Origin of the sequence: uncultured Gemella sp. (assembly GCF_963537375.1) — a bacterium.
Taxonomy (GTDB): domain Bacteria; phylum Bacillota; class Bacilli; order Staphylococcales; family Gemellaceae; genus Gemella.
Genome location: NZ_CAUTDQ010000043.1, coordinates 1 through 14,615, shown reverse-complemented (window position 1 = coordinate 14,615; position 14,615 = coordinate 1). Strand labels below are relative to the sequence as shown.

Here is a 14,615-nt window from a genome sequence, read left to right as displayed (position 1 = left end):
ACCGTATTCCCAGTTAGCATAAACACCATGAGATGATAACTCTAGTTTATCTGCTACAGTTGACATAGAGTAATTGTTCATTTTTCGAAGTTTTTTCAAGTTTTGTGCCAGTAATGTTCCTTTATTCTTCAAAGTAATCCTCCTTTCTCATCTATAACTATTATACCTTTTTTTTTATAAAAAATCAAATTAAATTATAAATTTTCGAACCTTTTTTTTATACTAATATGAAATACAGTTTGTAAATTATGTGTAATTTTTACAGAAAAATTAGTATAAACTCTGATATGTCAACCTTGAGAAAAAATAAAACAACGCTATAATTAGCGTTGTTTTCATTCTTTAAATAGGTTTTTCAACAGTTAATATTTTTATATTTTTTAATAAAGTTGTATAAACATAATTGGCTGCTATAAGACCTGCGATTGAGGGGCAGAATGCGTTAGAAGCTGGTGGTATTTTAGCTTTACGTATTTCTGAATCTTGTTTTCCAATTTTTTCTAGATATTTTTCATTGGCGATTGTTGGACTTTCTGTAGAAAATACTACCGGTACTTTTCCACGAATTTTTTCTTTTTTAAATTTTGTTCTTATAACTTTTGCTAAAGGACAAACTGTTGTTTTACTAATATCAGCTATTTGGAATTTTGTTGGATCTTGCTTATTAGCAGCACCCATTACGCTGATTACCGGGATATTATGAGATAAACAATATTTTATTAAATGTATTTTAAACGTCACCGTATCACATGCATCTATTACGAAATCAAGTGGTTTCTCATAAAAAATAGGATAAGTATCTTCTGTATAGAAGTCTTGAATAGCTATAACTTCACATTCTGGATTAATAGCTAAAATTCTTTTTTTCATCTCTTCTACTTTACTGTGACCTACTGTTTCTGTTGTTGCATGTATTTGTCTATTTACGTTAGTAATCTCAATATTATCTTTATCCATTAATACTAATGAACCGACTCCTGAACGTGCTAATGATTCAGCAGCAAAAGATCCTACTCCTCCTATACCTAGTATTCCTACTCTTTTATTTTTTAATATTTCTAAACCTTCAGTTCCTATTACTAATTCATTTCTTGAAAATTGATGTAACATTTTATTCTCCATATTCTTCTAAACTTAAATAATAAAAAGACTGGAAATAATAACCAGTCTAAAAAAACCAAAACGCCGTAGATTCTTACCTAAATTGGTCCTGATATAATCAGGTGGGTACGATAGCCTTACTTTCTAAAGTCTTCTCAAAGGAAGCATTTTATACTGATAAGCGATTTTCGTTCCCGTTCAAAAAGTGTTAGGCCCGAATGTGAGGTAAGTCTTACAAGCGCTTTAGTTGTATATTTATATTTTACCACACTTAATCTTTTAAAACAACCTCAAAATTTGTATAATCATGTTGTTGTTTTTGTGTATTTTAATTTAAAACCTTATTAGTAAAAGGTTTCCATAAGATAAAAATATTTAAAATATTTTTCTAATATTAATTTGTTTTAGACTTATTTTATTTAATGTATTTATTTTAATTTAAAAGTTTTTTCAGAAACTTTCCTGTATAACTTTCATTATTTTTTATTAGTTTTTCTGGAGTACATTCTGCTAGAATTGTTCCTCCTCCTACTCCACCTTCTGGACCAAGATCTATTAGGTGATCACAACATTTAATAACATCTAGATTATGTTCAATAACTACAACAGTATTCCCACCATCAACTAACTTGTCAATTATTTTAATTAATCGACTAATATCATCAATATGTAAACCTGTTGTCGGTTCATCTAGAATATATAATGTTTTTCCAGTTGATTTCTTGTAAAGTTCACTCGCTAGTTTTACCCTTTGAGCTTCTCCTCCTGATAATGTTGTCGCACTTTGACCTAATCTTATATAATCAAGCCCTACATGCACTAATGTTTCTAGTTTATTTTTTATCTTTGGAATATTTTCAAAAAACTCATATGCTTCTTTTATCGTCATATCGAGTACATCACTTATACTCTTACCTTTATATTTAACTTCTAAAGTCTCTCTATTGTATCGTTTCCCTTTACATACTTCACACGGTACGTAAACATCTGGTAAGAAGTGCATTTCTATTTTTAGTATTCCATCTCCACTACAAGCTTCACAACGGCCACCTTTTACATTAAAACTGAATCGTCCTTTTTTGTATCCTCGTAATTTTGCTTCATTTGTACTAGCGTATAAATCTCGTATATCATCGAATACGCCAGTATAAGTTGCCGGATTACTTCGTGGGGTTCTTCCGATAGGACTTTGGTCTATATCAATAATTTTATCAATATTACCTTCAATTCCTTCTACCGATTTTACTACCGTTGTATCAATTTCTTCTTTATTAAGAACATTTTTTACAGAGTTAAATAATATCTCATTAACTAGAGTTGATTTTCCACTTCCTGATACTCCTGTAACTCCAATGAATTTACCAAGCGGGAACTTCACATTAACGTCTTTCAAATTATTTTTTCTAGCTTTTTTAATAACTATATTTTCTCCATTACCTTCTCTTCTTTCAGTCGGTACTGGTATTTTTTTACGTCCTGATAAATATGCTCCAGTTATAGAATTTTCATTAGCCATAATTTCTTCTGGTGTTCCAACCGCTACTACTTGACCACCGTGTTCACCAGCCTTAGGACCAATGTCAACAATATAGTCACAAGCCATCATTGTATCTTCATCATGTTCAACTACTAATACTGTATTTCCTAAATCTCTCATAGATAACATAGTATTAATTAGTTTTTCATTATCTCGTTGATGTAAACCAATTGACGGCTCATCTAGTATGTATGTAACTCCCATCAGTTTCGAACCAATTTGAGTCGCTAAGCGAATACGTTGAGCTTCTCCTCCTGACAATGTCCCTGAAGATCTATCTAATGTTAAATAATCTAGTCCTACATCATTTAGAAATTGTAATCTGGCTTTAATTTCTTTAAGTACTAGTTTGGCTATTGCATAATCTTTTTCGCTTAATTTTATACCTTGGAAAAATTCATAGCTATCTTTAATAGACATCTCACAAATTTCTGCGATATTTTTTCCAGAAACGTAAACCGATAATATCTCCGGTTTTAAACGTTGACCTTTACAGCTGCGACATGAATCCTCTTTAATATACTTAGCCATAGCTTCTCTCGTCGCTCTAGTCATCCCTGATTTATAACGTCTAAGGATGTTATTCGCTACACCTTCAAAATATACTATGCGTGTACGCATAATACCTTCATCATTAATATACTTATGAGTAATTTCTTCTTGATCATTTCCGTATAATATAATTTGTTGTTGTTCATTTTTCAAATCTTTAAACGGAGTATCCATATCTATTCCGAAGTGTTCACATGCACATTTTATTAGACTTGGATAGTATGTAGATGTTGCATTATTATAAACTAGAATTGCACCTTCATTTATTGATAAATCTTTATCAATTATTTTATTAATATCAACGGTTTCATGCATCCCTAATCCATCACACTCAGGACATGCTCCTTGAGGATTGTTAAATGAAAAGATACGTGGTTCTAAATCACCTAATGTGAAATCACAATGTTTACAGCTATATTTTGTTGAAAATAACTGAGTAGTTTCTTCTTTCACATCATCTACTTCTACTAAATCATTATTAGATAGATTTAATGATGTTTCTAACGAATCTGCTAAACGAGTTTCAATTCCTTCTTTGATTACTATTCTATCAATAATTACGCTAATAGAGTGTTTTTTATTTTTATCTAATTCTGGAAGATCACCCACTTCATATAGCTCTCCATCTATTTTGAATCGAATGTATCCGTCTTTAATTAATTTATCTATTAATTTTTTGTGTGTACCTTTTTTATCTTTTATGATAGGTGCCACGATTTGTATTCTGCTACGTTCTGGCATCTGCATAATCGCATCTACGATTTGACTTATTGAACTACTTTCTATCTTCTCATGATGATTTGGACAATAAATTTCTCCTATTCTTGCATAAAGCAAACGTAAGTAATCGTAGATTTCCGTTACTGTCGCAACTGTCGACCTTGGATTTTTTGATGTTGTTTTTTGATTTATTGATATTGCTGGTGATAAACCTTCTATAAGATCAACATCTGGTTTTTCTAAATTACCAAGGAATTGTCTCGCATAGGCGCTAAGACTTTCTACATATCTACGTTGTCCTTCTGCATATATAGTATCAAATGCAAGTGAACTTTTTCCACTACCACTAAGTCCTGTAATAACAACAAACTGATCACGTGGAATTTCTAAATCTATATTTTTTAGATTATTTTCTCTTGCTCCTTGTATTACAATTTTATTTTTCTTTTGCATAAATTACCTCAATGTTTCTATACAATCAAATTTTATTATTCATTGTAAAATTAATTTTGTGCCCTATTTTTTTAGACTCATTTAATTTTACATTAACTTCCTTATTATAACATAAATGTAATTGAATATTAAAAAAGAAAGTTTCAATGAAAATACAAAAATTTTGGAATAGTCTTTTAATCTTATAAATAGATATCAAAACATATTAAATTTATAATGCAAAAGATATGAAGCTCTTTTACTGATTTGTTCAATAAAAGAGCTTCATATCAAAACGTTATTTTAATCCTTTAAAACTATCCATTTTTATTTTTTCCTTACTTATTCCAGCGGATTCTAGAAAATTTTTCATAGTCTCAACATCATCAGGTTTGCCCGATAAAAGATATATTACTCTATTTCCATACTTATCTACTACCTTTTTAAGTTTATCTTGACTTTGTTCTATACTTCCACTAGTTTCATAAGTAAAATCTTGTCCTTTATTAGATAACTCTGTCAACTCTTTATTAAAGACCCTTACCCCATTATCTAAATGATTTAGTATAATCGAACGTTTAGAACTCCATTCTTTAATAATTGGTCTAATCGCTGCAATACCAACATCAGATGCAAAACACACAATAGGTTCTTGACCATCTACAACCTCTAAGTTTTTATCTAACCAACTAACGTCAACTTTTTCACCAATTTTTAAATTAGTTAGTTCTTGTTTAAACTTACTTCCACTATTTCGAGTCAAAAGAACAATCTCATTTTCATCTGGATTAGATGCAATAGTAAGCCAACGGTTATTTTCCTTTTTATCTTCAATATTAGGAACTGTAACTTTTATATATGAACCTGCATTCCAACTCATATTATGTGGCTTTTCAAATCGAAACACATAAAGATTATCACTTACATTATCTATTGATTTCACAGATATAGTTTGACTACGTCCAAGAAATACGAATATTCCAGACATTATTACTACCAGAATCGCCGCTATAATAAAAATAATAGTTAACATTTTTCTACCTCTTTTCATTTTCTTCCTCTTTCTTAAAACTATAGTTAATATGATGTAGCATAAGATACAATAATATTAACCAGATTTGTAACTCTATTTAAAATACAATTCTTTATAATGAATATTTTCTAAAATTCATTCATTTTTGTTTTAAAAGATAGTGACTCATATATCGAAATTTCTTAAGAAACACGATTTTGTCGAGTCACTTGCCGCATTAGTTTATTAGATATCTAAAAGCATTTATAAAGAGAAAATAAATATCAATAAGCCACTATCTATGTGTTCTCATGTGAATTTAGAACTTTTGTTGCTCCCCATTAAATAATCCTTTTACAAAATAAATTGCTAATCTTTCTGTTGTTTCACTAACATTAGGAATATCTTTTTCCGTAACGTTCATATCTATATAGTTAAAAAGAGTATAAATTTTCAAAATCTCTTGAATCTTTTCTTGAGAATACCCTTCTGTTTGCAATCGATTAGTAAAATTTTCAACTAAAAATTTATAGAATTGATTAGATGCCTTACCTTCTTCTGATGAATAATAGTTGTGTAATTCACTAGAAATAGCAGGATTGTACCACTCTGATAAAATCTTATTAGTTGATATTAAACTTCTTGATTGACCAAAAAGTTGTTCTGTTAGCTTAACTACATCACCTTCCCAATCGATATTGTTTATCATCAGTTGTCGAATACGATTATTTTCTTCTATATAGGTATCTAAAAAAATTGTTTCTTTACTATCATAAAAGTTATAGAAAGAACCTACTGCCATTTTTGCGTGTTTTGTTATTTCTGAAATTGACGTTGCTTTGTACCCTTTTTTAGAAAATACCTCATATGCCGCTTCTTTTAAAATCTTTTTTTTATCCATTATAACCACCTCTTGCTTAATGAATGAATATTTATTTTTATTCATTCATATTTTATCAAATATCCACTTTAAAGTCAATATTATAATACAATGTAAAATAAAAGAATAACTGATAGTGTATAATATTTTGTGTAAACAGAAAAGTCAAGAGAAGTTGAAAAAAAGACATAGAAAAAAGAGACTCCTAGGTGTAAAATAAAGTTAACCACAACTCATTACGAAAGGAATCTCTCATGAATAATAATAACACAAAATTAGTAAATGCACTACTAAAAGGAGAAGATATTTCAGAAATATTTAGAGCTGAAGTAGAAAAAGCTATAAATACAGTATTAGAAGCTGAGCTTACAGGATTTCTAAATTACGAAAAACACTCTGTAGAAGGATATAATACAGGAAATTCAAGAAATGGAAGTTATTTAAAAACAATATACAGTGAGTATGGGAAACTATCAATAAAAGTCCCAAGAGATCGAAATAGTGAATTTACACCTCAAACTTTAGTACCATATAAAAGAAACACACAAAATTTAGAAGAAATAATAATATTACTGTATAAAAGAGGCATGACTACAAGAGAAATAGGTAAAATTGTAGAACAATTGTATGGACACTATTATTCACCACAAACAATAAGTGTTATAACTAAACAATTAGATGAAAAAGTTAAAGAATATCATTCAAGAAAAATAACAAAAGATTATGCGGTAGTATATGCAGACTCAACATATATTAGTGTGAAAAGAGGAACAGTAGGAAAAGAAGCACTACATATATTAATAGGAATAACAATAAGCGGAGAAAAAGAAATCCTATCATATGAATTATTTCCAACAGAATCACCAGAAAACTACAAAGATATGTTAGAAGATCTTAAGAAAAGAGGTTTAAATAGAGTATTATTGTTTGTCACAGATGGATTAAAAGGAATAAAAGAAAAGCTTGAAGAAGCCTTTTCTAAAGCAAAGTATCAAACATGCTGGACGCATGTAATAAGAAATGCTTTACTAAAAGTAAGGTAAAAAGATAAAACAGAAATATCAGAAGATTTAAAAGCAGTGTATCAAGCATCGACAAAAGATGAGGCAGAAAAAAATCTAGCATTATTTATAGATAAATATAAAGAAAAATATCCTAAAGTAACAAATAGTCTATTAGATGTTAGAGATAGTCTATTTACATATTATTTATTTCCAAAATCAATAAGGAGAAGTATTTATACAACAAATATAATAGAAAATTATAATAAACATTTAAAAAAAGGAATAAAGAAAAAAGAACAAATTCCTAATGAGCGATCATTAAACAGATATGTTTGTGTATCAGCATGTGAATATAACGTAAAATATGCAGATATATCGCACTACGGTTTTAGTATGGCGAAAGAAGAATTAGAGAATATGATAGAAGAAATATATATAAACTAGCTTTTATTCCCTTCTAGAGTTTAGATTTTCCTATGATTTTGTCAAGAACAAGGGCAAGCCTTCTTTGAATTCTTGACAAAATCTCTTGAAAAATCTTATTAAACTCTAAGGAATAAAAGCCATAAAACTAATAAAATTATAAATAGTTAACTTTATTTAAAACATCAGATTGTATTTACACAAAAATCTTGACACTGCCATAATAATACGGCTGATATTTATTATCAACCGTATTTATTATAGACCCAGAAAAAACAGTAAACCTTTTTTGATTTACTGTTCTTGTATTAGTTATGTTTAATTGTTACTTCAATAAGCTGGTGTTTATTCCTATTTCTTACATAATTCGACTAAATGTTCAACAACATTTAATTTCCTCATTGTCATGGTTATTGAAAGCTGTTTTTCAAGATAATTAGTATTCAATCTTTTGGGACTTGCATCTCTTGGAAAATACATATATAAACATTCAGAACCAATAATAAACTTTTCATCTCCAAAGTCTTTATTTTCCAGTTTTTTTAGTTCATCTTCTCCCATACTATCGTTAGTGAATACTAAATGTATTCTTGAAAAATCATAATTTTCATTAAACGGATTTTCCTCAATAGCTATCTGTAATTGATTTTTTCTTTTATAATGACACTTAAATCTGCTCCTATTTCTTTATCTATTGTGTCATGAATTAACTTTGCTGTTTCCCCTTTTGACAACTCTGTTTCCAAAATAACATTACCACTTTGAATATAAGTCTTTACTTTTTTTAGTCCTACTTTTCCAAGTATCTCTACCAAAAATGACATTTTAGGTATTCTATTTTTTCCTGTTGGTGTTACTCCTCTCAACCCCTATGGTTAAGGGGAACATATCCAACATTGGCTCTCGTTTGTGGGAAGATATCAACGGTTTTGTCTGTTCGTGAGAACATATCAACTCAAATCATTTCATGGTTAATCCCTTATCAATGGCTTCCTGAATAATCTTATGACAACATACCCCCAAAGGATTGTTTTCCTTACAAAGCGAATTTTTCATTGCTCCAGTTATGGCATTTACTTCTTTAACGGTTTTCGCACCATGCTTTACAACTGCTTCAATTACCTGATCTTCTGTGACTTTGCTGCAATAACAAGCATACTTAGGATCTGCATCTTTCTTAAACTAGATAGGAACCCTAACTTGGTCTTTTAAAAATTTTATTTCTTTATCTAAGTTATAGTAAATAACGTCGCAGTCCTCATTCATGCATATCTTATATTGATCTCCATCAACGGCATTACGATAACCATCTGTCACCAAATGTTCAACGGTTATCCTACTAACTGTTACTCCTTCATTATTACAGACAGGGCAACTCTCCTTTGTTCTGTTTAAATTTTGTGTGATACATTCACAGCAACATTCATCAATAACTTTCAATTACATAACCTCCATATCTTTAAAACCATTTAATTCAAGGTAAATCCCAACCAATTTTCATTTATAGTTTTTAAATTAAAAAATACCCCTTGATTGTATCGTCAATTATCGGTATCATTCAAGGGGTGAATATGAAAAATAGTTTATAGATTCTTTACATTCAAAGCTCTAAAAGCATTTAATACTGCGATGATAGTTACACCTACATCTGCAAATATAGCTGCCCACATAGTAGTTATTCCAAAAGCACTCAAAATAAGAACAATTATTTTTATTCCAATTGCAAATACTATGTTTTGATGTGCAATTTTTAGTGTCTTTTTAGAAATCTTCATTGTAGTAGCAATTTTCGATGGCTCATCAGTCATAATTACAACATCAGCAGCTTCAATGGCCGCATCAGAACCTAAACCACCCATTGCTATTCCAATGTCTGCACGAGCTAATACAGGTGCATCATTGATTCCGTCACCAACAAAGGCAAGTTTACCTTTTTTAGATTTTTGCGAAAATAATTCTTCTAGTTTTTCAACTTTGTCTGCTGGCAACAGTTCTGCATAAACCTTATCAAGACCAAGCTCTTTAGCAACTTTTGAACCAATACTTTTATTATCACCTGTCAACATAACTGTTTGTTTAATATTAGCTGCCTTAAGTTCCTTGATTGCTTGTGCTGAATCTTCCTTTACCTCATCGGCAATTACAATGTAACCTATATATTTGTTATTAACAGCAACATGTACAATAGTACCGATCAGCTCTCCCTTGAAATAAGGGATATCCATCATTTTCATAAGTTTGATATTTCCTACCATAACCTTTTTGCCATCTACTGTTGCAATAACACCATGACCTGATATCTCTTCTACATCTGAAATACGACCATTGTCTATTTCTTTGCTATATGCACGTTTCAGTGAAAGTGAAATCGGATGATTGGAATAGCTTTCCGCATGTGCAGTTAATTCTAATAGCTCTTCTTTGGAAACTCCTTCTGGATGAATTTCCTGTACATTAAATACACCTTTCGTTAGTGTTCCAGTTTTATCAAAAACAACAATTTCAGTTTCTGCTAATGCCTCTAAATAATTACTACCCTTGACTAAAACACCTTTTTTTGAGGCTCCACCTATTCCACCGAAGAAACTCAAAGGAATTGAAATAACTAAAGCACACGGACAGGATACCACAAGGAATGCTAGTGCTCTATATATCCAATCACTAAAAGTCGCCCCGTCTATAACAAGAGGTGGTATAATAGCTAGAAAAACTGCAATTATAACCACAACCGGTGTATAATATCTCGCAAACTTCGTAATAAATTGTTCTGAATTGGATTTTTTACTACTTGCATTTTCAACTAAATCAAGAATTTTACTTACAGTAGATTCTCCAAATTCCTTGGTAACCTCTGCTGTAATAACCCCATTAATGTTGATGCACCCACTTAGGATATCACTTCCAACTTCTACTTCACGAGGAACAGATTCGCCTGTTAGCGCCGATGTATCAATCATTGAACTTCCCTCAATTACCTTTCCATCAAGAGGAATTTTTTCTCCTGCTTTAATTACAATAATATCTCCAATTTGTACTTCATCTGGGTCAACTTTGACAAGTTCATCACCTTTTTTAACATTTGCATAATCTGGTCGAATATCCATAAGGCTTGCAATTGACTTTCTCGACTTGCCAACTGCATAGCTTTGAAACAGTTCTCCAACTTGATAAAACAGCATAACTGCAACACCTTCAGGATACTCACCAATAAAAAATGCACCAATTGTTGCAATACTCATTAAAAAATTTTCATCGAAAACTTGACCTTTAAAAATATTTTTTACAGCTCTTTTTACAACATCTCCACCTACAATAATGTAACTTATTATAAAGAGAGCAATCTGTAACCATTCGTTATTTAAACTAAGCAATACTGCTGTAGCTAACACGGCTGCACCAATAATTATTCGCCATAGTCGTTTTGTCATACTAAATAGCCTCCTTTAAGCCTTTTTCATAGTTGTATCGGGTTCGATTTTTTTAACTATTTTTTCGGCCTCTGCTATTATTGTTGGCATTTTTTCATCCTCACCATCAATAACGAGTTTTGTGGTCATAAAGTTAACAGTAGCTTCTTTCACTCCATCAAGCTCATTAATAGCCTTTTCCATTTTTGCCGCGCAATTTGCACAATCTAAACCTTCAAGTATAAATTTCTTTTTCATTATTAAATCCTCCTAAATATTATTTGTAATTTTATTTTGAATACTACAAGTCTTTTTCAAATTTTCTTGAAGCATTGCTCATTTGAAATGAAGACTTAATTATATGCCCAAATATCTTCAAAAAATATTCTATTCTACCGCATTACTACTTCTCGTTGATATGAATTAGACCTTGGTCAAATATTTCTCTTACATGATCATCAACTAATGAATAATATACTACTTTGCCTTCTTTTCTGTTTTTCACTAAATTAGCTTGTTTTAAGACTCTCAGCTGATGGGAAATTGCTGATTGTGTCATGTTAAGTAATACAGCGATATCACAAACACACATTTCAGCTTCATGTAAAGCCCATAATATCCTGATTCGTGTTGAATCTCCAAATACTTTAAATAATTCTGCTAGATCATAAAGGCTTTCTTCTTGAGGCATTTTATCTCTAACTTGATTTACAATATCCTCATGAATTACATTGCAGTCACATCTTTCAATTGAATTAAATTTTTTAGTCATATTATCACCTCTTTTTAAATCATTTCATCTGATTACTTGAACAAGCATTCATACGTTGTATGTTTATTATATTATTATTTTTCTCTTGTGTCAATAGTTATATGAGCATTTGTTCAAGTGTTTTTATATTATTTAAAATATCTCAAAAACATCTACTAAGACATTAGTACAGTCCTTTCTCGGTATCCTGTTCCTACATATCCTTTAAACAATTCCTTAAAAATAAAGACTTCTCCTTCGTACAAGTTTTCGGTTTCTTTAATAGCTTCATCTAACAGCTTATTACATCACTCATGTGGTCAACTCCTTATCAATAACCTTATAAAAACAACATTTTTGATAATATCACATGTATAAATCATGTAAAAGTCAATGCAAAAACCGCCAATCAAGAGAACCTAACTCTTAATTGACGGTTTATATTAGTATTAAATCATACTTCCATTTCAATTCCAGATTTAAAGTATATTACAAAGTGGTCATCATAAACACTAACATTCTGGATAATCTTCCTTACTAGGGTATCATCATAACGTGTAACCATTACTGGAACATAAGCTATAAATTTCGTCTTTAAAATGTCCGTTATTTGCATTTAATATGTTGGGTACATTTTCTAGCACAAAATACTTCGGTCTAACAACACTAACTACCTCAAAAAAATATTTAAATAAATAATTACGTGGATCATCCATTATTTTTCTTTTCCCTTTTTGAGAAAATCCTTGACAAGGTGGTCCCCCAACAATTACATCTATATTTTTATACTCATTAAAAACATCATCAATATCTAATTTTGAAATATCTTCATTAATCATTTTCACTTTAGGATGATTTTTTTTATAAGAATTAGCTATAGAATAGTCAACTTCATTTGCTAAAACAATTTCAAATCCTGAGTCGAAAAATCCTTTAGATAGTCCACCAACTCCAGAAAACAAATCAATAACTTGTCTTTTCATCTTCTACCCTCATACTCGCTAATTTAGCATATTTTTCTTCTAATTCAACATCGATAAAATTTCTATTTAATCTATAGCTTGCAATTGCAGAAGAACCGCTTCCTAGAAATGGATCTACTACTAAATCGCCCTCATTTGAAAGCAATCTTATAAAATGTTCGAATAATATAATTGGCTTTTGTGTTGGATGTTTACCTAATTTCTTTTCCCTAGCAGTCGTGACAGATGTTTCAATATAGTCTAGAACCAATTTACCTTTATTATTGAATGTTCCTGTTTTTGTTTTATAAGTAAAATATATCCAGCACTCATTTGAATTAACAAAATGTAAATTCATATTTCTAGGCATTGGATTTGTTTTGCGCCAAATTCCAGTGGTTTTATAATAAAAACCAAATTCATTTGCTATTTCAACAAGAGTTTCAACCCTTAATATTGACATAAAAACTATCATGGAAGCACCATTCTTAAGTATCCTACTTGATTCTTTAAAAACAATCTCATATGGTCTTTCCAATCATTAAAATCTAAATCATCCCAACCAGCAGCACCAAAAAAATTAGAACGCATTTTTTGTAGATTTGTATATTTCCCGTTCATGAAATTCGCAATATTATATGGAGGATCTGTAATAATTAAATCAACCGTAGATGAGTCTAACTTCCTCAATCCTTCTATGCATTCTCCATTTATTATTTCAATCATTTTTAATACACTCCATAATTTCTGATATGTCGCAATCCAATGCATCACAAATTCTGAGCAAAATATCGGTAGTTACATTCTCACCATTCTTTAATTTATAAAATGTACTCCTACTTACATTTGCTTTTTCCATAAGCTCATTATGTTGTATATCTAAATCAATAAGTTTTTTAAATAACCTTTTATAACTTAATTCCATATAACCTCCAAGATTATTTTTTCGATAGCTAATCTCGTACATATATACATTAAAAAAATACTTATGTTTGTTATTACATACAAATTTATTATAACATTAACTATAGGTTATTTTTAATCAATTGATACATCACTTTAAAAAAGCAAAAAAATAAAGGCAGTCCGGAGACTACCGATATTTATCTCTCTGCACCTTTGCTATGATCTTTCTTATTAGACTTAGTTTTGTCATCTATCTTAAAGCTTTTTATTTGACCTAATATAGAATTTTTTCCTCATCATCATACCCTCCAACTTTTGAGTATAAAAATAGACAATAGAGTTTTTAATTTCTATCGTCTAAGATTATCTAATATTTATTTTTCTTTAAATTGATTTTATTGTATAGTTTAATAATTCTATTAATCCAATTATAAAAATTAAACTGGGATTCATAACAAATCCCAGTTTTATAATTAGCGTGTTCTTTTAATATAATTTTATTTTAATTTCTCCCCTCTACCCGTTCGTTTCTCTTATCTTTAAATAACTAATATATTTCATCTTAATAATATATTATAACACTTAGAGATATATACCTGCTATTTTACCAATCATTCAACTTACACTTCTAAAAATATGTTAACTTACTCTTAAACTTGCAATAAAAGAAGCTAACGCCCAAAATAAGCAGAACACCATAATGATATACAACAACGCCGTTCCAATACCAAGTAGGAATGTAATAAATGCAGAAAGTCATATGCTGTCATTCTTTTCTATTAAATCATTTTGAAGTGTCTCAAAGCATCCATGATGGCTTCTTCTTTTTCAGGTGTACACTGTGGAATAATTTGTTTCTCCTTTTTTGACTTGTTGTAATGTTCTCGTAATTCTATTCCACATTTCCTTTTTATCTGTGCAATATATA

At 29.9% G+C, this 14,615-nt stretch carries 9 protein-coding genes, 1 other RNA gene and 7 pseudogenes; 1 reads left to right on the top strand and 16 read right to left on the bottom strand.

The genetic code is table 11. The features are described 5' to 3' along the window. Positions 1 to 342: 342 nt before the first annotated feature. From RYK99_RS07770 to RYK99_RS07750, 5 genes are all read right to left on the bottom strand, one after another. A complete protein-coding gene (locus tag RYK99_RS07770) occupies positions 343 to 1,110 on the bottom strand; it encodes a tRNA threonylcarbamoyladenosine dehydratase (protein ID WP_314991554.1) in 768 nt (255 codons plus the stop codon). Between the two features lie 60 nt (positions 1,111 to 1,170). Beyond that, positions 1,171 to 1,354, bottom strand: a non-coding RNA gene (ssrS, locus tag RYK99_RS07765) — 6S RNA. Between the two features lie 180 nt (positions 1,355 to 1,534). Further along, complete coding sequence (gene uvrA, locus RYK99_RS07760; protein ID WP_314991552.1) at positions 1,535 to 4,363, bottom strand: excinuclease ABC subunit UvrA; 2,829 nt, start codon at positions 4,361 to 4,363, stop codon at positions 1,535 to 1,537. Positions 4,364 to 4,640: 277 nt separating this feature from the next. Then, a complete protein-coding gene (locus tag RYK99_RS07755; RefSeq protein WP_314991550.1) occupies positions 4,641 to 5,393 on the bottom strand; it encodes an FAD-dependent oxidoreductase in 753 nt (250 codons plus the stop codon). Between the two features lie 280 nt (positions 5,394 to 5,673). Continuing rightward, positions 5,674 to 6,255 (bottom strand): TetR/AcrR family transcriptional regulator, encoded by a 582-nt coding sequence (locus tag RYK99_RS07750; RefSeq protein ID WP_102169647.1) that lies wholly within the window; start codon positions 6,253 to 6,255, stop codon positions 5,674 to 5,676. 233 nt (positions 6,256 to 6,488) lie between these two features. Between RYK99_RS07750 and RYK99_RS07745 the strand changes: the two are divergent. Next, a pseudogene (locus tag RYK99_RS07745) lies at positions 6,489 to 7,682 on the top strand (IS256 family transposase). Positions 7,683 to 8,012: 330 nt separating this feature from the next. On the opposite strand, the pseudogene RYK99_RS07740 reads toward RYK99_RS07745, so the two are convergent. The 11 genes and pseudogenes from RYK99_RS07740 to RYK99_RS07690 all read right to left on the bottom strand — a co-directional run. Next, positions 8,013 to 8,485, bottom strand: a pseudogene (locus RYK99_RS07740) (DUF1697 domain-containing protein). A 136-nt stretch (positions 8,486 to 8,621) separates the two neighbouring features. Then, positions 8,622 to 9,101, bottom strand: a pseudogene (locus tag RYK99_RS07735) (Csac_0668 family 2Fe-2S cluster-binding (seleno)protein). Between the two features lie 143 nt (positions 9,102 to 9,244). Then, positions 9,245 to 11,329, bottom strand: a pseudogene (locus RYK99_RS07730) (heavy metal translocating P-type ATPase); the annotation flags it as partial. Between the two features lie 142 nt (positions 11,330 to 11,471). Further along, positions 11,472 to 11,840 (bottom strand): metalloregulator ArsR/SmtB family transcription factor, encoded by a 369-nt coding sequence (locus tag RYK99_RS07725; protein ID WP_003145044.1) that lies wholly within the window; start codon positions 11,838 to 11,840, stop codon positions 11,472 to 11,474. A gap of 171 nt (positions 11,841 to 12,011) precedes the next feature. Then, a pseudogene (locus tag RYK99_RS07720) lies at positions 12,012 to 12,118 on the bottom strand (DUF1413 domain-containing protein); the annotation flags it as partial. Between the two features lie 155 nt (positions 12,119 to 12,273). Then, positions 12,274 to 12,360: pseudogene (locus RYK99_RS07715) on the bottom strand (DNA recombinase); the annotation flags it as partial. Positions 12,361 to 12,367: 7 nt separating this feature from the next. Continuing rightward, on the bottom strand, positions 12,368 to 12,802 hold the full coding sequence (locus RYK99_RS07710; protein WP_314991533.1) for a DNA (cytosine-5-)-methyltransferase: 435 nt from the start codon (positions 12,800 to 12,802) through the stop codon (positions 12,368 to 12,370). Beyond that, the gene (locus RYK99_RS07705; protein WP_314991531.1) at positions 12,783 to 13,244 is read right to left on the bottom strand and encodes a site-specific DNA-methyltransferase; all 462 of its coding nucleotides are present in this window, start codon (positions 13,242 to 13,244) and stop codon (positions 12,783 to 12,785) included. The genes RYK99_RS07710 and RYK99_RS07705 overlap by 20 nt, the downstream gene beginning before the upstream one ends. 8 nt (positions 13,245 to 13,252) lie before the next feature. Further along, entirely contained in the window at positions 13,253 to 13,552 is a 300-nt protein-coding gene (locus tag RYK99_RS07700; RefSeq protein ID WP_314991529.1) for a restriction endonuclease, read from the bottom strand. Continuing rightward, the gene (locus tag RYK99_RS07695; RefSeq protein ID WP_003146610.1) at positions 13,500 to 13,706 is read right to left on the bottom strand and encodes a helix-turn-helix transcriptional regulator; all 207 of its coding nucleotides are present in this window, start codon (positions 13,704 to 13,706) and stop codon (positions 13,500 to 13,502) included. Before RYK99_RS07695 ends, RYK99_RS07700 begins: the two co-directional genes overlap by 53 nt. Before the next feature lie 178 nt (positions 13,707 to 13,884). After that, positions 13,885 to 13,977 (bottom strand): annotated as a pseudogene (locus RYK99_RS07690) (DNA-binding protein); the annotation flags it as partial. Between the last annotated feature and the right edge of the window lie 638 nt (positions 13,978 to 14,615).

Bases quoted from the DNA above. Each gene is read 5' to 3' on its own strand.
- RYK99_RS07770 (WP_314991554.1), bottom strand. From the start codon at position 1,110: ATGTTACATCAATTTTCAAGAAATGAATTAGTAATAGGAACTGAAGGT.
- uvrA (WP_314991552.1), bottom strand. From the start codon at position 4,363: ATGCAAAAGAAAAATAAAATTGTAATACAAGGAGCAAGAGAAAATAAT.
- RYK99_RS07755 (WP_314991550.1), bottom strand. From the start codon at position 5,393: ATGAAAAGAGGTAGAAAAATGTTAACTATTATTTTTATTATAGCGGCG.
- RYK99_RS07750 (WP_102169647.1), bottom strand. From the start codon at position 6,255: ATGGATAAAAAAAAGATTTTAAAAGAAGCGGCATATGAGGTATTTTCT.
- RYK99_RS07725 (WP_003145044.1), bottom strand. From the start codon at position 11,840: ATGACTAAAAAATTTAATTCAATTGAAAGATGTGACTGCAATGTAATT.
- RYK99_RS07710 (WP_314991533.1), bottom strand. From the start codon at position 12,802: ATGAAAAGACAAGTTATTGATTTGTTTTCTGGAGTTGGTGGACTATCT.
- RYK99_RS07705 (WP_314991531.1), bottom strand. From the start codon at position 13,244: ATGTCAATATTAAGGGTTGAAACTCTTGTTGAAATAGCAAATGAATTT.
- RYK99_RS07700 (WP_314991529.1), bottom strand. From the start codon at position 13,552: ATGCATTGGATTGCGACATATCAGAAATTATGGAGTGTATTAAAAATG.
- RYK99_RS07695 (WP_003146610.1), bottom strand. From the start codon at position 13,706: ATGGAATTAAGTTATAAAAGGTTATTTAAAAAACTTATTGATTTAGAT.